This window comes from Microbacterium sp. SORGH_AS_0888 (assembly GCF_030818905.1).
Classification (GTDB): Bacteria; Actinomycetota; Actinomycetes; order Actinomycetales; family Microbacteriaceae; genus Microbacterium.
This window is the reverse complement of record NZ_JAUTAZ010000001.1, coordinates 2,234,355-2,250,975: the sequence shown is the minus strand read 5'-3', so window position 1 is coordinate 2,250,975 and position 16,621 is coordinate 2,234,355. Positions and strand designations below refer to the sequence as shown.

General features: G+C 71.5%; 16 protein-coding genes and 2 pseudogenes. 8 read left to right on the top strand and 10 right to left on the bottom strand.

Annotated features, from left to right (window positions below; translation table 11 throughout):
* Window position 1 precedes the first annotated feature (1 nt).
* Together QE381_RS17895 and QE381_RS10910 are read right to left on the bottom strand one after the other, a co-directional pair.
* Window positions 2–100 (bottom strand): annotated as a pseudogene (locus tag QE381_RS17895) (DUF2291 domain-containing protein); the annotation flags it as partial.
* A gap of 119 nt (window positions 101–219) precedes the next feature.
* Window positions 220–1,254, bottom strand: a complete 1,035-nt coding sequence (locus QE381_RS10910) for a zinc-dependent alcohol dehydrogenase family protein (protein ID WP_307218101.1) — start codon at window positions 1,252–1,254, stop codon at window positions 220–222.
* Between the two features lie 243 nt (window positions 1,255–1,497).
* Here QE381_RS10910 and QE381_RS10905 point away from each other — a divergent pair, with 243 nt between their 5' ends.
* Together QE381_RS10905 and QE381_RS10900 are read left to right on the top strand one after the other, a co-directional pair.
* On the top strand, window positions 1,498–2,511 hold the full coding sequence (locus QE381_RS10905; protein WP_307220479.1) for an NAD(P)-dependent alcohol dehydrogenase: 1,014 nt from the start codon (window positions 1,498–1,500) through the stop codon (window positions 2,509–2,511).
* Between the two features lie 29 nt (window positions 2,512–2,540).
* Window positions 2,541–3,533 carry a hypothetical protein gene (locus tag QE381_RS10900; protein ID WP_307218099.1) on the top strand — a complete coding sequence of 331 codons (993 nt, stop codon included), beginning with the start codon at window positions 2,541–2,543 and terminating at the stop codon, window positions 3,531–3,533.
* Here QE381_RS10900 and QE381_RS10895 read toward each other — a convergent pair.
* Complete coding sequence (locus tag QE381_RS10895; protein ID WP_307218098.1) at window positions 3,530–4,213, bottom strand: DNA-binding response regulator; 684 nt, start codon at window positions 4,211–4,213, stop codon at window positions 3,530–3,532. The two genes, QE381_RS10900 and QE381_RS10895, sit on opposite strands and share 4 nt — an antisense overlap.
* A gap of 108 nt (window positions 4,214–4,321) precedes the next feature.
* On the bottom strand, window positions 4,322–5,701 hold the full coding sequence (locus QE381_RS10890; RefSeq protein ID WP_307218097.1) for an FUSC family protein: 1,380 nt from the start codon (window positions 5,699–5,701) through the stop codon (window positions 4,322–4,324).
* A 106-nt stretch (window positions 5,702–5,807) separates the two neighbouring features.
* Between QE381_RS10890 and QE381_RS10885 the strand changes: the two are divergent.
* From QE381_RS10885 to QE381_RS10870, 4 genes and pseudogenes are all read left to right on the top strand, one after another.
* A pseudogene (locus QE381_RS10885) lies at window positions 5,808–6,747 on the top strand (ABC transporter ATP-binding protein).
* Entirely contained in the window at window positions 6,744–7,616 is an 873-nt protein-coding gene (locus tag QE381_RS10880) for an ABC transporter permease (protein ID WP_307218096.1), read from the top strand. Before QE381_RS10885 ends, QE381_RS10880 begins: the two are co-directional and overlap by 4 nt.
* Window positions 7,617–7,626: 10 nt before the next feature.
* Window positions 7,627–8,829 (top strand): sensor histidine kinase, encoded by a 1,203-nt coding sequence (locus tag QE381_RS10875; RefSeq protein ID WP_307218095.1) that lies wholly within the window; start codon window positions 7,627–7,629, stop codon window positions 8,827–8,829.
* A gap of 2 nt (window positions 8,830–8,831) precedes the next feature.
* Entirely contained in the window at window positions 8,832–9,452 is a 621-nt protein-coding gene (locus QE381_RS10870) for a response regulator transcription factor (RefSeq protein WP_307218094.1), read from the top strand.
* Between the two features lie 9 nt (window positions 9,453–9,461).
* Here QE381_RS10870 and QE381_RS10865 read toward each other — a convergent pair whose 3' ends face one another.
* The 3 genes from QE381_RS10865 to QE381_RS10855 are packed head-to-tail and all read right to left on the bottom strand — an operon-like array spanning window position 9,462 to window position 10,884.
* Window positions 9,462–9,908 carry a cupin domain-containing protein gene (locus QE381_RS10865; protein ID WP_307218093.1) on the bottom strand — a complete coding sequence of 149 codons (447 nt, stop codon included), beginning with the start codon at window positions 9,906–9,908 and terminating at the stop codon, window positions 9,462–9,464.
* A 32-nt stretch (window positions 9,909–9,940) separates the two neighbouring features.
* On the bottom strand, window positions 9,941–10,426 hold the full coding sequence (locus QE381_RS10860) for a DoxX family membrane protein (RefSeq protein ID WP_307218091.1): 486 nt from the start codon (window positions 10,424–10,426) through the stop codon (window positions 9,941–9,943).
* A complete protein-coding gene (locus tag QE381_RS10855) occupies window positions 10,426–10,884 on the bottom strand; it encodes a DM13 domain-containing protein (RefSeq protein ID WP_307218089.1) in 459 nt (152 codons plus the stop codon). Before QE381_RS10855 ends, QE381_RS10860 begins: the two co-directional genes overlap by 1 nt.
* Window positions 10,885–11,022: 138 nt before the next feature.
* Here QE381_RS10855 and QE381_RS10850 point away from each other — a divergent pair, with 138 nt between their 5' ends.
* Both QE381_RS10850 and QE381_RS10845 read left to right on the top strand, forming a co-directional pair.
* Window positions 11,023–11,751, top strand: a complete 729-nt coding sequence (locus tag QE381_RS10850; RefSeq protein ID WP_307218088.1) for a response regulator transcription factor — start codon at window positions 11,023–11,025, stop codon at window positions 11,749–11,751.
* Window positions 11,748–12,881 (top strand): sensor histidine kinase KdpD, encoded by a 1,134-nt coding sequence (locus tag QE381_RS10845; protein ID WP_307218086.1) that lies wholly within the window; start codon window positions 11,748–11,750, stop codon window positions 12,879–12,881. Before QE381_RS10850 ends, QE381_RS10845 begins: the two co-directional genes overlap by 4 nt.
* Window positions 12,882–12,903: 22 nt before the next feature.
* Here the strand turns inward: QE381_RS10845 and QE381_RS10840 are convergent, their stop codons facing one another.
* From QE381_RS10840 to QE381_RS10830, 3 genes are all read right to left on the bottom strand, one after another.
* Window positions 12,904–13,290, bottom strand: a complete 387-nt coding sequence (locus tag QE381_RS10840) for a DUF779 domain-containing protein (protein ID WP_307218084.1) — start codon at window positions 13,288–13,290, stop codon at window positions 12,904–12,906.
* 148 nt (window positions 13,291–13,438) lie between these two features.
* Entirely contained in the window at window positions 13,439–14,986 is a 1,548-nt protein-coding gene (locus tag QE381_RS10835; RefSeq protein ID WP_307218083.1) for an aldehyde dehydrogenase family protein, read from the bottom strand.
* Window positions 14,987–15,174: 188 nt separating this feature from the next.
* Window positions 15,175–16,503 carry a GAF domain-containing protein gene (locus QE381_RS10830; RefSeq protein ID WP_307218081.1) on the bottom strand — a complete coding sequence of 443 codons (1,329 nt, stop codon included), beginning with the start codon at window positions 16,501–16,503 and terminating at the stop codon, window positions 15,175–15,177.
* Window positions 16,504–16,621: the final 118 nt, after the last annotated feature.

The following is a 16,621-nucleotide window of genomic DNA, read 5'->3' as shown; positions in this document are numbered from 1 at the left end:
GTTCGGTCACCTTCTGCTGCACGGTGGGGAAGTTCGTGGCCCCGAACGATGCCGGGTCGAAGGCGGCGTTCCCCTGCGCCAGCGGGCTGCCGCTGGGCACGACCTTCGTGCCCAGGACGATCCCGACGATCACGAGGACCACGACCGCAATCCACACGCCCCGCTTCGCCGCGGGCGAGAGCCCCGCCCGCGCGGCGCGCGCTCGCGTCTCCGTCGCGCTCACAGGAGGACTCGCGACTCGGTGTCGCCGGGTCGGATCTGCAGCTTGCGGCCTTCGCCGCGGCGGAACATCTCCAGCGCCTGCTCGTAGTCGTCCAGGACGAAGGAGTGGCTGACCATCGCCCGGGCGTTGATCGCCCCCGCCTCGAACAGCTCCACGGCGCGGCCGAAGGAGTTCAGCACCGCCATGGTCCCCACGATGGAGATCTCGTCCCGGTAGACCCGGAACGGCGAGAACCGCGCCGTCCGGTCCGCCGGGGCCACCCCGAAGTCCTGGAAGAAGCCCGCGGGCTTCACCCGGCTCAGCGCGTCCTCGATCGCGCCGATGCTGCCGGTGCAGTCGATGACGACATCCCACTTCTCCCGATCCGCCTCGTCCGCCGACGTGTAGCGCAGCGCGATCCCGCACTCGGCGGCGGTCTGCAGGCGGGCCTCGTTGAGGTCGACGATCGTCACGGATGCCGCTCCCGCCCGGGTCGCGAGCTGCGCCATGAGCAGGCCCATGGTGCCCGCGCCGTAGACGAGCACGTGATCGCCCAGCCGCCGCGGCAGCACGTCCCATCCGCGGATCGCGCACGCGAGGGGCTCGATCAGGGCTGCGAGATGCACGTCGGTGTCCGGCTTGAGCTTGTAGACGTTGCCCGCCGGTGCCGTGAAGAACTCCTGCGAGGCGCCGTCCGAGGCGACCACGCCGAGACCGTTCCAGAACCGGCACAGGTTCTGATGCCCGTTCTGACAGAACTCGCACTCCCCGCACGTCGTGCTGGGGTTGACGGCCACGTTGTCGCCGACGTGGAAGTCGAACACGCCGTCGTTGACGCCTTCGCCCAGCGCGACGATCGTCCCGGTCGCCTCATGGCCGGGGACGAGGGGGAACACCGTGCCTTCGAACTCGCCGTCGAAGACATGGGTGTCCGTGCCGCACAGGCCCACGGCCGCCGTGCGGATCAGGATCTCCTTGAATCCCGGCTCCGGGACCGGCCGCTCCTGGAGAGCGAGCCGCCCTTCGGCCTCGAACACAACTGCACGCATCATTGCTCCTGTTATGGCGCCGTCGGGTCGGCCGACGACGGTGTCTTCGCTCCCGCGGGACGGCGGCATCGCCGAGCCCCGTGAGGTCTGTGTTATCTTTCACGTGATTTAATCACGCTAACCACGTGATAAACAACATAGAAATGTCACATCGATGTGTCAAGGCACGTGAAGGACGAAGGAGACGACGTGGTCGCAGTGCAGCCGAACCAGCCCGGACGAGAGGCGGAGGAGGTGCCGGCCCTCATGCGTGCGAGCGTGCTCACCGCTCCCGGCCGCATCGAGCTGGCGCAGCGGCCGGTCCCCGTGCCGGAACGGGACGAGGTGCTCGTCCGGGTCACCGCGGTCGGCGTGTGCGGGTCCGACGTGCACTTCTACCATGACGGGCGCCTGGGCGACTGGCAGGTGGCCGAGCCGCTCGTGCTCGGCCACGAGTCCGGCGGACGCATCGTCGCCGTGGGAGCGGACGTCGACCCGGCACGCATCGGCGAGCGCGTGTCCGTCGAGCCGCAGCATCCCTCGGCGGGATCGGCGGAGACGCTGCGCGGCGACTACAACCTCGACCCCCACATGCGCTTCTACGCGGTCCCCGGAACGGACGGCGCGTTCCAGGAGTACGTCACGATCCAGAGCCACTTCGCCCATCCGGTCCCCGACGAGGTGAGCGATCACGCCGCCGCCCTGATGGAGCCGCTGTCGGTGGCCATCGCGACGGCGCGCAAGGCGGGCTTCGCCGCGGGCAGCCGCGTCTTCATCACCGGCGCGGGTCCGGTCGGGATCGCGATCGCTCAGGTCGCGCGCGCCTACGGCGCCACCGAGGTGGTGGTCTCGGACATCGCCGAGCAGCGCCGTGCGACCGCGCTCTCCTTCGGTGCGACCGAGACGGTGGACCCGACGGCCACCGATCCGGCAGAGCTCGGCTCCGGCTTCGACGCGTTCGTCGACGCCTCCGGCGCCGCCGCGGCCGTGCGCAGCGGCATCGCGCTCGTGCGGCCGGCGGGATCCGTCGTCCTCGTCGGGATGGGGCTGCCCGAGCTGCCGCTGCCGATCACGACCATCCAGAACCGAGAGCTCGTCGTCACCGGCGTGTTCCGCTACGCCAACACGTGGCCGACGGCGATCGCGCTCGTGTCCCGCGGCCTGGTCGACCTGGATCGGATGGTCACGGGGACGTTCGGTCTCGACGAGACGGCGGCGGCCCTGGAGTCGACCGCCGATCCGGGCACGATCAAGTCGATCGTGGAGCCCGGTCGCCGCTGAGCCGAGCATGCCCCGGTAGCGTGGGCCCCATGGAGTGGGTCAGCGAGGTCTCGGTCGGCGACTGGCTGCGGGAGCGGATCGACGACCCCTGGCGGACCACGATGCACGACGTCGTCCCCCGCGGCTTCGCCGCCTACGCGCGGGTGTTCCACCCCGCGACGCGATCGAAGCCCGTGGCGGCGGAGTGGCCGCCGCTGCCCCAGGACCGCCACCGACGCCAGTGGGAGGACTTCGCCGCGTCGCGTCCCGAGATCGAGACGCTGCCGGCCCGGTGGCAGGACGCGGCGGAGGCCTTCGGAACCACCATGCACCCGCTCGCGCAGTGGGGCGCGCTCGTCCGATCCCGGGGCGGCGACGGCTCGCCGTCGGACTGGCAGCAGGCGACCGCGCCCGACGGCTGGCAGTTCGACGCGCCGCTGGAAGGAGACCTGGACCCGGAGGCGCTCGCCGCGGTGATCGCCCGTCTGACCGGCGGCGCACCCACCGTCGGCTACGCCGCCGTCTGGGCGGGCTGGGGCGGGCTCCTCGGGCACATGGGCATCAGTCCCTCGCGCGCGATCCTCACCTTCGAGACCCCGGATGCCGACCGGCAGCGCACCCGCGACATGCTGGGGGCCGCGACCTCCGACCCCTTCAACCGGCCCTACGCGACCGAGACCTGGCAACCCGGCGTCCTGCCCGACGAGGTCTCCCGCGGTGCGCAGCTCGAACTGCCGGGTCGTGAGCACGTCCTCTTCCGCGGCGAGCTCGGCGTCTTCTCGCGGTCGGACTGGCCGACCGCCGTCCCGTGGGCCGACCGCGAGCTCGCCGAGGCCGGTTTCGCGCGTTTCGCGCAGTCGCCCAGCATCCTCTGGCCCGCGGACAGGTCCTGGGTGCTCGTGACCGAGGTGGACTGGGACTCGACGATCGTGGGCGGCACGTCCGAGGTGATCCGGGCCCTGTGCGCCGATCCTGCGGTCGAGGCGCTGCCGCTCCCGGCCGACGCCCGCCTCACCTGGGACTCCGACGAGATCAACCGCTAGGGCGTCTGCCCGTCGAGACCGAGGAAGCCGTCGCTCCGGGCGATCTGCGCGATCTCCCGCTTCGAGCGCGCCGGACGACCCACCGCCGCGTACTTCGCCTTCACCCGGTTCAGGTACTTGCGCGCCGTGTCCTCCTTGACGCCCATCTGCGCGGCGGTCTCGCCGATCGTGCACCCCGCGCCGTAGAGGGCGACGAGCTTCGCCTCCTGGCGGCTGAGCGCAGGCGTGGGCGGCATCGACTCCAGCGCCGTGCGCACGCGCGGAGAGCAGGTCCGCACGCCGCGCCGCGCCGCCTCGACGACCGAGACCAGCACGTCCTCGGATTCGTTGACCGAGACGATCCCGTCCACACCCGTCCGCACCAGCGCACGCATGTCGCGACCGTTCGTGGTCCCGGTCAGGACGACGAGCACGATCCCGGCGCCGCGCAGAGCGCCGAGCGCCGCGAGGGCACGCGGCTCGAGCGGGCGCGGCGGGAGCGCGAGCAGCACCATCTGGGGACGACGGAGCGCATCGACCTCCGCCATCCACGCGCCGAGCTGCGCGAGCATCGGCGAGAGCTGCACGACCTGCACCCCCGTCCGCTGCACCAGCACGTCACGCGCACGATGACGTTGCAGGACGGATGCGTCCACGATCGCGACGCGCGTGAGCGGATCGCCGAATCCCCGAGACTCCATAGTGCTCCCTGATCTTTCTCGGCGCACGCCGAGGACGGGCCCCTGACGTCCGTCCATGGAAGAGAGCGAGCGAGCAGCGAAAAGTGACGCGAAAACCGAAAACCGTTCTCAGCCGGTGGCTGCGGCGCACAGGTCGTCGAGCGCCGCCTGCAGCGTCGCCGGCTCCCGGGCCGCTCGCCGCGCCCGCCCCAGCGCCGCTCGGACGCCCGGTCGCGGCGGCCGCGCGAGCGCGTCGCACACGGATCGGGCCGCATCCGCCCACCCACACGGCCGCGGCCGCACCGCACCGGCCGAGAGGCGCCGAGCGGCCTCGAAAGGCGCCACGGCACGGTCCATCGCCCGCCGGGCATCGGCCACGCGCCGGCGGGACGAATCCTCTCCGGCCCCCGCCCCTGCCGCCGCGCTCCACGCCGCGAGCTCGTCGGCGAGCGCGGCGAGGACCTGCGCGACGCGGCGGCGCACGACATCCTCCGACCGGACCGGGAGCACGAGCCAAGACACTCCGATCGCTATCACGGCACCCAGCACGATCTCGGCCCACCGCTGCCACAGCTCGAACCCGGCGCCCCCGAACGACTGGGCGACCGCCAAGGCCATCGTCACCGAGAGCGCCCACCAGACGTATCCGAAGGGGCGCAGGACCAGGCCGGCGAAGAGCGCGACCGCCACGACGGTCAGCGCCCAGGACGCCGGGAGCGGAAGCGGCAGCACGAACACCAGGAGCGACCCGGCGCCGGCTCCGACCACCCGCTGCACGCCCTTGTACACGACATCCGCACGTCCGGCGTTTCCGAGCGTCACCAGCAGGCCGGTCAGCACGATCCACGCCCAGTGTTCGCGGAACGACACGACGCCGACACCGAAGGCGACCGTGAGCATGACGGCCATCTGCACGGCCAGGCGAACGGACGCATCCCGCCGTGCGGGCCGACGCCGCGCCTCGCGCTCGCCGGGCCGCGGGGACGGACGCGCAGCGGCCCGCGGCAGCATCCCCGCCCGCTGCGCCGTGATCTGCACGCCCGTCACCGCGGCCCACGCGACGAGCCCCACGAGGATCGCGACCGCGAGCCGGTGCAGCGGCGTGAGCGAGGGACCGCCCACCGGCGCGACCAGCAGCACCGTGAAGGGCAGTGCGATGAGCCCGCCCACCCGGCGGCCCGCCTCGCCGACACGGCGCAGCAGCACGGATGCCGTCAGCCCGGCGGTGAACAGCGCCGCGCCCGCGACCGGACTCGCCGCGAGCACCATGCCCACGCCGCAGCCCGCAAGGGCGACCAACGGCACGGCGATCCCCGCCTCCACACGCCCGCGCGCGTCGCGTTCGAGCTGGCTCCGCGACAACGAGATCGCCAGGAAAAGCGCGAACACGATGGTCCCGGGCTCGGGATCCACCGCCCACCCGACGAGGGCGGCGACCGCGGCGGCGACCATCGTCGTCGTCGCCTCGCGCGCCGCGCGCAAGAGGCGAGAGGGGCTGCCGCCGGTCACCTCGCCACCCTATGGCGCGGCGGCGATCCGGGAACATGACGAATGTCATGTCGTGAACGTGATGCGGGGCCGAGACGCCGCCCGCGCGCGGCGGCACGCTGGAGACATGGAAAAGACCTCCCCCTCCCCGCACCCGCAGACGGCGGCCGCGACGGATCCCCTCGCGGTCGACGCCCGCTCGATCACCAAGAGCTTCGGCGACGTGCAGGCGGTGCGCGGCGTCGACCTCCAGATCCTTCCGGGGCGAGATCGTCGCGTTCCTCGGCCCCAACGGAGCCGGCAAGACGACGACGATCGACATGATCCTCGGCCTGTCCCACCCCGACAGCGGCCAGGTGCACGTGTTCGGCGAGTCGGCGCGCGCCGCCATCTCGCACGGCCTCGTCTCGGCCGTGCTGCAGACCGGCGGCCTGCTCCGCGACATCACGGTGCGCGAGACCCTCCAGCTCACGGCGAGCCTGTTCGCCGACACACGACCCATCGACGAGGTCATGGCGCGCGCGGGCATCACCGCCATCGCCGACCGCCGCGTCGGCGTGTGCTCGGGCGGCCAGCAGCAGCGGCTGCGCTTCGCGATGGCACTGCTCAGCGACCCGGGGCTGCTGATCCTCGACGAGCCCACCACGGGAATGGACGTCGAAGGGCGCCGTTCCTTCTGGAAGGCCATCCGTGCGGACGCGGCACGCGGCCGCACCGTCCTGTTCGCGACGCACTACCTCGACGAGGCCGACGAGTACGCCGACCGCATCGTCCTCATGAGCGGCGGCCGGATCGTCGCCGACGGCAGCACGACCGAGATCAAGAACCTCGTCTCCGGACGCATCGTTCAGGCGACCCTCCCCGAGGCCGACACGGTCGCCCTGGCCGCCCTCACCGGGGTCGAGAGCGTCGAGACCAAAGGCGAGCGCGTCGTCATCCACACGAAGGACTCGGACGCCGTCGCCCGGCATCTGCTGAACCACACCGCGGCCCGCAACCTCGAGATCACCGCGCAGAGCCTCGAGAGCGTCTTCCTCGCCCTCACCTCCGAAGGAGCACAGTCATGAGCACCACCACCCCGGACCGGGTCACCCTCGACCGACGCGTGCCGCCCTTCGGCGGCTTCAACGCCACCTACCTCGCGATCGAGCTGAAGCGTCGCCTGCGCAACCGGCGGACACTGTTCTTCACGATCGCGTTCCCCATCGTGATGTACGTCCTCATCGGCCTTCCGCTGCGCGACGAGCAGCTCACGGCCACCCCCCTCTCACAGGGCGGCGTCTCGGTGGCGGCGTACATCATGGTCTCGATGGCGATGTACGGCGCCATGATGTCGGCCACTCAGACGGGCGCGGCCGTCGCTGTCGAGCGTTCGCAGGGCTGGAGCCGCCAGCTGCGGCTGACGCCGCTCAACCCGCTCGTGAACATCCTGATCAAGATGATCGCGGGAATGGTGCTGGGACTTCTCGCGGTCGGCGCGACCTACATCGCGGGCGCGATCAGCGGGATCGAGCTCTCGGCCGCGCAGTGGGTGGTCACCGGCCTCGTCGGCTGGCTGCTCGCGAGCGCCGTGTTCACGACCCTCGGGCTGTTCGTCGGCTACCTCATGCCGAGCGAGAACGCGGCCCAGGTCACGAGCCTCGTGGTGGTGCTGCTCTCGTTCCTCGGCGGCCTGTTCTACCCGCTGAGCAGCATGCCCGACTTCATGCAGTCGATCGCGAGGTTCACACCCGTCTACGGCATCGGCGAGCTCGCCCGCGCCCCCGCTCACGGGCGAGAGCTTCGACATCCTGTGGCTCGCCAACGCCATCGTGTGGCTCGTCGTGTTCGTCGCCGGCACGACGTGGGCGTTCCGGCGCGACACCAAGCGGGTCTGAGCGAAGAGGTCGGGATCGGCGGTGCTTCAGGCCCGGTCCCCGACCCGGCCGAGCCCTAGGGTGAGCAGCATGGAGAGCACGATGGGCGGGCGAGAGCCGACCGCGGCACACCGCGAACCCCGCCGTTTCGACCCTGGATGGCCGGTACGTCCGGCCATCCAGGGTGCCGACCCCGGCGCACGTCTCCCCCACGCGCTGCGGGGAACGGGAGCGCGACGGTGGTACTGGGGAGGAGCCTTCTCCCTCCTGTGGATCACCACGTTCTTCGGCGAGATCCTCCGCGCCGACCGCAGCGCGGTCGTCAACGTCATGGGCATGGCCGTGCTCCTCGTCTTCGCCGCCGCCTTCCTGGTCGCCGCTCCCCTCACGTGGTCCATGGGAATGGCCGGCCGGCTGGGGGTGTGCGCGACGCTCTTCGCGCTCTCGTTCACCCTCGTTCCCTGGATCGGCCTGTCGATCGTGGGGCTGTGGACCTACGTCGGCGTGATCGTGGGGATGGCCGTCCTCCCCTGGCGGATGACGTGGGTCATTCTCCTGTGCCTGAGCGGCGGCGCGCTCGGCGCCACCGTGATCGCGGCCGGCGAGTGGGACGACTCGCTCCTCTTCCTCCCCGCGATCGTGCTGTCCATCTCGATGATGATGGCCGCTTTCGCGCGCAACCTCGCGGCCATCAACCAGCTCCGCGAGACGCAGGACACCGTGGCGGAGCTCGCGGCCGAGCGCGAGCGCAGCCGGGTGGCGCGCGACATCCACGACATCCTCGGTCACTCGCTGACCGTGATCACGGTCAAGGCCGAGCTCGCCGGTCGCCTCATCGATGTCGATCGGGACCGCGCGCGCACCGAGATCGCCGAGGTCGAGCATCTCGCCCGCGGTGCCCTCGCCGATGTGCGCACGACCGTGCACGGCTTCCGCGGCGTGAGCATCAGCGGCGAGCTCGTCGCGGCGCGCGCCGCGCTCGATGCGGCCGGTATCGCAGCGGAGATCCCCGGTGCGACCGACCAGGTCCCCGCCGAGCGGCGAGAGCTCGCGGGCTGGGTCGTGCGCGAGGCCGTCACGAACGTCATCCGCCATTCCGGTGCGGCGCACTGCCGCATCCGCCTCGACGCGCGCGGCATCGAGGTGGTCGACGACGGCTGCGGGCCGGGCGCAGGCGACGGCGCAGGATCCGGGATCGCCGGGCTTCGCGAGCGGGTGGAGGCCTCGGGCGCTCGCATGACCGTGGGCCGGGCGGACGCCCGCGGCGGCTTCCGCGTGAGAGTGGGATGGTGACGATGACGAGCGGATCACCCATCCGGCTGCTGATCGCGGACGATCAGGCTCTGGTGCGCGGCGCCCTCGCCGCGCTGCTGGGTCTGGAGGCCGACATCGAGGTTGTCGCACAGGTGGGTCGAGGCGACGAGGTCGTGGACGCCGTCGCCACGACCCACGCCGACGTCGCCCTGCTGGACATCGAGATGCCCGGCGTCGACGGCATCCAGGCGGCGGCCGACCTGCGCGCCTCGGGGAGCGGATGCCGCGCGCTCATCGTCACGACCTTCGGGCGGCCCGGGTACCTCGCCCGCGCGATGAAGGCCGGGGCATCGGGATTCGTCGTGAAGGACACGCCCGCCACCGCGCTCGCCGATGCCGTGCGCCGCGTGCACGCGGGCCTGCGCGTGGTCGACCCGGCGCTGGCCGCCGAGTCTCTCGCACAGGGCGACTCGCCGCTCACCGAGCGCGAGACGGACGTGCTGGAGATCGCGCGCACCGGCGGCTCGATCGCCGACATCGCGCGCATCCTGCACCTGTCGGAGGGGACGGTGCGCAACCATCTCTCCTCCGCCATCGGCAAGACCGGCGGACGCAACCGCGCGGATGCCGCCCGCATCGCCGAGGAGAACGGCTGGCTGTGAGGGGGCGCCTCAGCCGACCCGTCCCTCGTCTTCCTCGGCCAGACGCCAGTCGTCGAAGCTGAAGCCGGGCGAGACCACGCAGCTGACCAGCACCTCGCCGTCGCCGACCGGCTCCGCCGCCTGCCAGGTTCCGGCCGGAACCGTGACCTGCGCGCGCTGGCCGGCGGCGATGTCCGGGCCGAGGACCACGGTCTCGGCCGTGCCCGGCCGATCGGCGTCGCCGCCCAGCGAGAGCGCGAGCGTGCCCGGTCCGTGCCAGAGCCAGATCTCGTCGCTCGTGACGACGTGCCAGGCGCTGCGCTCACCCGGCGCGAGGAGGTAGTGGATGCAGGTCGCCGCCGGTCGCGGGCCGTTCGGGGTCTCGACGGTCGCTGCCGCGGTCCACATCCGGCGGAACCGTCCCCCCTCCGGGTGCGGTTCCAGGCCGAGGTCGCGTGCGAGAGACGTGGGCTCCATGCCGCCCAGCGTATTCGTCGCCGGAGCGGGCTTCAGAGCCAAGGGCGCAGCGCCGGACGCACGGGACGCACGCGGAGCAGCATCGAGGTCAACCCGAGCCGGCCCGCAGCGCCGGACGCCGCGAGCACGGCGACCGAGAGCGCCGCCATCACCGGGTACTGGGTGATGAGCTGATCGCTGCTCCAGTAGAGCAGGAGGGTGCCGATCGAGACGATCGCGGCCGGCCGCGTCAGGATCCCGAGGACCAGGAGCACGCCGAGCGCGGTCTCCAGGAGCGGGATCCCCACGCCGAACAGGGGTTCCAGCGGCGCCATCACCTGCGATCCGAAGAGGGCGAAGTAGCCGGGGATGCGCGGATTCTGCGCCGCATTGGAGACGATGAACCCGATGTCCGCGGCGCCGAACCCGGCCCGGTACTTCGTGATCCCCTCCTCGAGCCACAGGATGCCGAGCGCGAGCCGTGCGGCACCGAGCACGATCGGTGCCGCACGGATCCGGCGACGCCGGTCGGTGTCCATCAGGACAGCGCCGCGGCGCCGAAGACGGCGTTCGCCTTGTCGCAGTGGATGACGACATCGGTGTACATCGACACGTCGACCCCCGACAGGGAGAAGGCCTGATCCGATGCCGAGAACGAGACGACCCCCAGCGCCCGGCCCGCGCCCACCGCCGCCTCATCGGTCCCGTTGGCGAGGTAGACGTGCAGGTCCGGTCCCTCATCGGACGAGAAGCCCGAGAGCACGAGCTTTCCGTCGCTCACGGTCACGGTCCCGGCCACGGACTTGCCGTTGCGTCCCGAGAACGTCCCGGTGCGATCCGCCATCGCGGGCGTGCTCCCCGTCGCCTGCGCCATTGGAGTCGTGGCAACGGGGGACGCCGCGCCGGCCGTGCCCGACACGGACGAGCAGGCGGCCAGAGGAAGCGCCAGGAGGAGAGTGAGTGCGGCTGCAGCGGACGTGGTGCGGATCTTCTTCATAGTGGTGTCCTTCGTCGATCGCCGGGTCGAATGCCCGGGCACTTCGGAACGCTAAGCGCGTCGACCCGGCGCAAGAGCGAAGGTTTCGGAACCGTAAGAAGCTCGACCGGACGCCCCGGCTGGTGGTTGGGTTGCGACATGGACATACGCGACGCTTCGACGGCGTCCCGCGGCGCGGGCGGCATGATCGCCGTCGTCGAGGACGACCGCACGGTGCGCACCGTCGTCGTCGACTATCTGCGCGGGCGCGGCTACGACGTGCGCGACTTCGCGGACGGTGCGACGGCCCGGCAGGCGCTGGCCTCGTTCGCACCGGACCTCGTGATCCTCGACCGGATGCTGCCGGGGATGCCGGGCGACGAGCTGCTGCGCGACATCCGACGGCGCAGCGACATCCCGGTGATCATGCTGACCGCGCTCGGCAGTGCCGGCGATCGCGTCGACGGATTGGAGCGGGGCGCCGACGACTACCTCGCCAAGCCGTTCGCGCTGCGTGAGCTCGAACTGCGGGTCGAGACGCACCTGCGCCGCGGACGCACGGCGCAGTCTCCCCTGACCCCCTTCGCCGTCGGGCCGTTCCGTATCGACCCCGCCGTCCGCCGCATCACGCGCGACGGCCGCGAGATCGTGTTGAGCGGGCGCGAGTACGAGCTCCTCCTGTTCTTCCTCAAGAACCCCGGCCGAGTCGTCGCGCGCGATGAGATCCTGCGGGACGTGTGGGGCTGGTCGAGCGGAGACGCCTCGACGGTGACGGTCCACGTGCGCCGCCTCCGCGAGAAGATCGAGCGCGACCCCGCCCTTCCGGAGTTCCTGCTCACCGAGTGGGGCCGCGGCTACCTGTTCCGCGTGGGAGGGACAGCGCCATGATCGCCCTCGCAGACCTCTCGGTCATCGCCGTCACCGCGCTCGTGTGCACCGCCCTCGCGATGGGGATCGCGCTGCTCCTGCTGCGGCTGGCGCGGGCGCGGTCGCTGGCCGTGCACGTGGGCATCATCATCGCCGCCGTCCTCTCGTCCGTGGCCGGCTCGACGCTCGCCATCTCCTTGGAGATGTACCTCTCGGCGCACGATCTCACCGTCCTGCTCTGGGTTCTCGGCATCGCCGCCGCGTTCGGCGCCGTCGGCGGATGGATCCTCGTCCGTTCCCTGCGACGGACCGTGGCGATGCTCGGCACGGCCGCGCGGCGCATCGGTGACGGTGAGATCGTGCGCCCCGGTGCGGACAGCTCCCGCGAGCTGCGCGAGCTGTCCGCGGAGATCGCCCGCTCCAGCGAGCGGCTCGCCGCCGCGCGCGCGGAGGTCGAACGGCTCGACGCGTCCCGGCGCCAACTCGTCGCGTGGATCTCCCACGATCTGCGCACGCCGCTGGCCGGGATCCACGCGTTGGCCGAGGCGCTGGAGCAGCGCGGCGAGGATGCCGACCTGGCCTACCTGCGCCAGATCCGCGTGCAGACGGACCTGGTCGGACGCATGGTCGATGGGCTCTTCGAGCTCTCCAAGATCCAGAGCGGCACGCTGCGCCTGCAGAAGGAGCCGGTCGTGCTCATGGACCTCATCTCGGACACCGTCTCGGAGATGCAGCCGATCGCGGCCGCACGCGGCATCCGCATCAGCCGCTCCGGGGTCGGCGACGTGATGCTCATCGCCGACCCGCGCGAACTGTCACGCGTCGTGTCGAACCTGCTGTCCAACAGCGTGCAACACGCCCCGGAGGGCTCGGAGATCCTCGTGTCCACCCTGCGGGAGGACGGCGACCGGATCGTGGTGTCGGTCTGGGACTCGGGTCCCGGCGTCGCCACCGAGGATCTCGGTCGGATGTTCGAGGCGGGATGGCGCGCGGACACGGCGCGCGCCCACGCCGCACCGGGGGTCTCGTCCGGCGCGGGACTGGGGCTGGCCATCGTGCAGGGAATCGTCGAGGCGCACGGCGGGGCGGTGCGCGCCGCCCGCGCCGACGGCGGCTTCCGGCTCGATGTCGTGCTCCCCGCCGCACCCTGAACACCGGCGCGGTCCGAGGCAGTCAGCGCAGGCGGAAGAAGGCGAGCTCTGCCTCATCCAGCATCCGGGAGCGGATGAGGAACCGTTTGCCCGTCGGACCCTCGACGCTGAACCCGGCCCCCCGCCCGGGGACGACATCGATCGTGAGGTGCGTGTACTTCCAGTACTCGAACTGGGACTCCGACATGAACACCTCGATGTTGTCCAGGCCCGGCACCTCGAGCTCGCCGAGTTTCACGTCGCTGGGACCCGTGAGGAACATGCCCACCGGATAACACATCGGCGCGCTGCCGTCGCAGCATCCCCCCGACTGGTGGAACATCAGCGGGCCGTGCTGCGCCGTCAGCTCGCGCAACAGGTCGGCCGCCGCATCCGTCAGATCCACCCGCTGATACGTATCGACGCTCACCGCGGCTCCCTCCCCTCTCCTCCGTGTCCCACTTTCCGACGTCCCTCTTCTTGATGTCCCACTTTCGACCGCCTGGTGTCCCACTTTGGACCGCTCAGCCCCTGCGCGAGCGGTCCAAAGTGGGACATGGTGGGGAAGGGGATGCGGCTCAGAAGAAGCCCATCGATCCCTCGGCGTACGAGACCAGCAGGTTCTTCGTCTGCTGGTAGTGGTCGAGCATCTTCAGGTGGTTCTCGCGACCGATGCCGGACTGCTTGTACCCGCCGAACGCCGCGTGCGCCGGGTACTGGTGGTAGGTGTTGGTCCAGACCCGACCCGCTTCGATCGCGCGGCCCGCGCGGTACATCGTGTCGGCGGAGCGGCTCCACACCCCGGCGCCGAGGCCGTACAGCGTGTCGTTCGCCGTCTCGATGGCGCCGTCGAAGTCCTCGAAGCTCGTCACCGAGACGACCGGACCGAAGATCTCCTCCTGGAAGATGCGCATCGAGTTCTGGCCCTCGAACACGGTGGGCGCGACGTAGTACCCGCCGCTCAGCTCGCCGCCGAGGTCCACCCGCTCGCCGCCCGCGAGGAGCTTGGCGCCCTCGGCCTTGCCGATCTCGATGTAGCTGAGGATCTTCTCGAGCTGATCGTTCGAGGCCTGCGCCCCGATCATCGTGGCGGGGTCGAGCGGGTTGCCCTGCACGATCTTGCCGACGCGCTCGAGACCGTCACCGAGGAACTGGTCGTAGATCGAGCTCTGGATGAGCGCGCGGCTCGGGCAGGTGCACACCTCGCCCTGGTTGAGCGCGAAGAACGAGAAGCCCTCGAGCGCCTTGTCGTAGTACGCGTCGCGCTGGCGGGCGACATCCTCGAAGAAGATGTTCGCGCTCTTGCCGCCGAGCTCCAGCGTCACCGGGATGAGGTTCTGCGAGGCGTACTGCATGATGAGCCGGCCCGTCGTGGTCTCACCCGTGAAGGCGACCTTGCGGATGCGCTTGTGCTGCGCGAGCGGCGCACCCGCCTCGATCCCGAACCCGTTGACGATGTTCACGACACCGGCCGGCAGCAGGTCGCCGATGATGTCGAACAGGAACAGGATGGACGCCGGGGTCTGCTCGGCGGGCTTGAGGACGACGCAGTTGCCGGCGGCGAGCGCGGGTGCGAGCTTCCACGTCGCCATCAGCAGCGGGAAGTTCCACGGGATGATCTGGCCGACCACGCCCAGCGGCTCGTGGAAGTGGTAGGCGACGGTGTCCTCGTCGATCTGGCTGAGCGTGCCCTCCTGGGCGCGCAGGACGCCGGCGAAGTAGCGGAAGTGGTCCACGGCGAGGGGGATGTCGGCTGCCAGGGTCTCGCGAACGGGCTTGCCGTTCTCCCAGGTCTCGGCGACGGCGATCTTCTCGAGGTTCTGCTCGATCCGGTCAGCGATCTTGTTGAGGATCACGGCGCGCTCGGCGGGCGTCGTCCGCTTCCACGACTCGAACGCCTTCCAGGCGACGTCGACGGCGCGGTCGATGTCCTCCACGGTGCCGCGTCCGACCTCGGTGAAGGGCTTGCCGGTGACGGGCGTGATGTTCTCGAAGTACTGCCCCTTGATGGGCTCGACGAACTCGCCGCCGATGTAGTGGCCGTAGCGGGGGCGGTACTCGGCGACGGAGCCGCGCTGGCCCGGGGCGGCGTAGACGCTCGAGACGCCTTCTTCGACGATGGTCATGTGAGTCTCCTTCGACGTTCCATGGACTGCGGCGCCAACACCGCATCGGATGCCGTCACGGTAGGCCGTCCCAGGTTGCATCACGTTGCGCCCTCTCCCTCCCGCCGCGAGACCAGTCCGCGCCGCCGAGACCGGCGGGAAAACCACCGGACTCGGCGCGCAGGACTGGTCTCGCGGTAAAGGCGGGGTCAGGCCTCGAGGCGCTCGATGCGGGCGACCAGGCCGGCCCGACGCGGCGAACGGGCCGGGAGCATCCCGAGGCACAGCCGCAGCAGCTCGGCGTCCTCGGCGCCCGCCTCGGTGTCCGCGTAGGCGAGGAGGACGTCGACGCTGCCCTCGCTCATGAGCGCCTCGCGCAGCGCCGCGCGCACCGTCCCGCGGAAGTCCTCGACCCCGGGGGCCACCGAGTCCGGCAGCACGGCCCCACGATACGAGGCGAGCGCGACGCGGTGGGCTCCGCGGTCGAGCAGCGACAGCACCTGATGCGCATCCGTCTCGAGCTCGGCGCCGAGTCGATACGGCCGGGACTGCGGCACGAGCGGCGGCGCGAGGCGCTCGAGCACCTTCCGCAGCCGCACCATCTCGGCGCGCAGGGTGACGGATGCGTCGACGTCGCCGTACACGAGCTCGCACAGTCGATCGGCGGAGAGTCCCTGCCGATGCGTCGCGAGCATGAGCAGCAGCTCCGCGTGGCGGGCGCTGACCTCGGAGACGCTCTCCGCGCCGTCGGCCGTGACGTGCAGGAGCGCGCGGTCGCGGCCGAGCACGCGCAGCGTCGCGTGGAGGGGCTCCGACTTCGGCGGACGCGCGCGGCGCGGTCGGGCGGGGGCCTCGGCCCGGGCCCGCAGCCGCGCGAGCAGCAGCTCCCCCTCCACAGCCCGTGCCGTGGCGTCGACGAGCAGCTGCGCCTGCGGGGTGACGGCCTGGTCGCCGCCCGTGACGTCGATGACGCCGAGCACCCGGCGGGTCTCGGGATCGTGCACGGGGGCAGCCGTGCACGACCAGGGCTGCACGAGTCGGTTGAAGTGCTCGGCACCGCGGATCTGGACGGAACGGTCGAGCGCGAGCGCGGTTCCCGGCGCCGAGGTGCCGACGGCCTCCTCGGCCCAGTCGGCGCCGGGCACGAACCCCATCGCGCCGGTCAGCGAACGGACGCGGCGGTCTCCCTCCACCCACAGGAGGCGTCCGGACGCGTCCCCCACGGCGACGACGACCCCCGACTCCGCGGGATCGCCGGGGATCAGCAGCTGCCGGATCATGTCGATCGTGCCGGCGAGCGGATGGTCGGTGCGCAGCCGGTCGAGCTGCTCCGGGGTGAGCGCGAGGGGCGGGAGGCCCTCCGGGCCCACGAGGCTCTCGACCGAGCGTCGCCAGCTGTCGCGCACGACGCCGCGCACATCGCCGAGACGGGCGTCGTCGGCGTTGCCGCGGACGAACTCCTCGTGCGCGCGCTCGATCATGAGACGCGAGTCCGCGGCGGGAACGTCTCGCGATGACGACCACGGCGATGACGGCATGGCCCTCCTATCGGCGCCGACACGAGGATACGCCCAGTGTAGGTGCCGCGCACGGTTCCCGGCAGGGGTCTGCGAGCAGCGCTCGTCCCGGTCCTCTCCGGCAGCGGCCGGCGCGCGT

Bases quoted from the DNA above. Each gene is read 5' to 3' on its own strand.
- QE381_RS10855 (WP_307218089.1), bottom strand. From the start codon at position 10,884: ATGAAGAAGATCCGCACCACGTCCGCTGCAGCCGCACTCACTCTCCTC.
- QE381_RS10870 (WP_307218094.1), top strand. From the start codon at position 8,832: ATGACGAGCGGATCACCCATCCGGCTGCTGATCGCGGACGATCAGGCT.
- QE381_RS10850 (WP_307218088.1), top strand. From the start codon at position 11,023: ATGGACATACGCGACGCTTCGACGGCGTCCCGCGGCGCGGGCGGCATG.
- QE381_RS10880 (WP_307218096.1), top strand. From the start codon at position 6,744: ATGAGCACCACCACCCCGGACCGGGTCACCCTCGACCGACGCGTGCCG.
- QE381_RS10910 (WP_307218101.1), bottom strand. From the start codon at position 1,254: ATGATGCGTGCAGTTGTGTTCGAGGCCGAAGGGCGGCTCGCTCTCCAG.
- QE381_RS10860 (WP_307218091.1), bottom strand. From the start codon at position 10,426: ATGGACACCGACCGGCGTCGCCGGATCCGTGCGGCACCGATCGTGCTC.
- QE381_RS10895 (WP_307218098.1), bottom strand. From the start codon at position 4,213: ATGGAGTCTCGGGGATTCGGCGATCCGCTCACGCGCGTCGCGATCGTG.
- QE381_RS10905 (WP_307220479.1), top strand. From the start codon at position 1,498: ATGCGTGCGAGCGTGCTCACCGCTCCCGGCCGCATCGAGCTGGCGCAG.
- QE381_RS10865 (WP_307218093.1), bottom strand. From the start codon at position 9,908: ATGGAGCCCACGTCTCTCGCACGCGACCTCGGCCTGGAACCGCACCCG.
- QE381_RS10875 (WP_307218095.1), top strand. From the start codon at position 7,627: ATGGAGAGCACGATGGGCGGGCGAGAGCCGACCGCGGCACACCGCGAA.
- QE381_RS10835 (WP_307218083.1), bottom strand. From the start codon at position 14,986: ATGACCATCGTCGAAGAAGGCGTCTCGAGCGTCTACGCCGCCCCGGGC.
- QE381_RS10900 (WP_307218099.1), top strand. From the start codon at position 2,541: ATGGAGTGGGTCAGCGAGGTCTCGGTCGGCGACTGGCTGCGGGAGCGG.
- QE381_RS10845 (WP_307218086.1), top strand. From the start codon at position 11,748: ATGATCGCCCTCGCAGACCTCTCGGTCATCGCCGTCACCGCGCTCGTG.
- QE381_RS10830 (WP_307218081.1), bottom strand. From the start codon at position 16,503: ATGCCGTCATCGCCGTGGTCGTCATCGCGAGACGTTCCCGCCGCGGAC.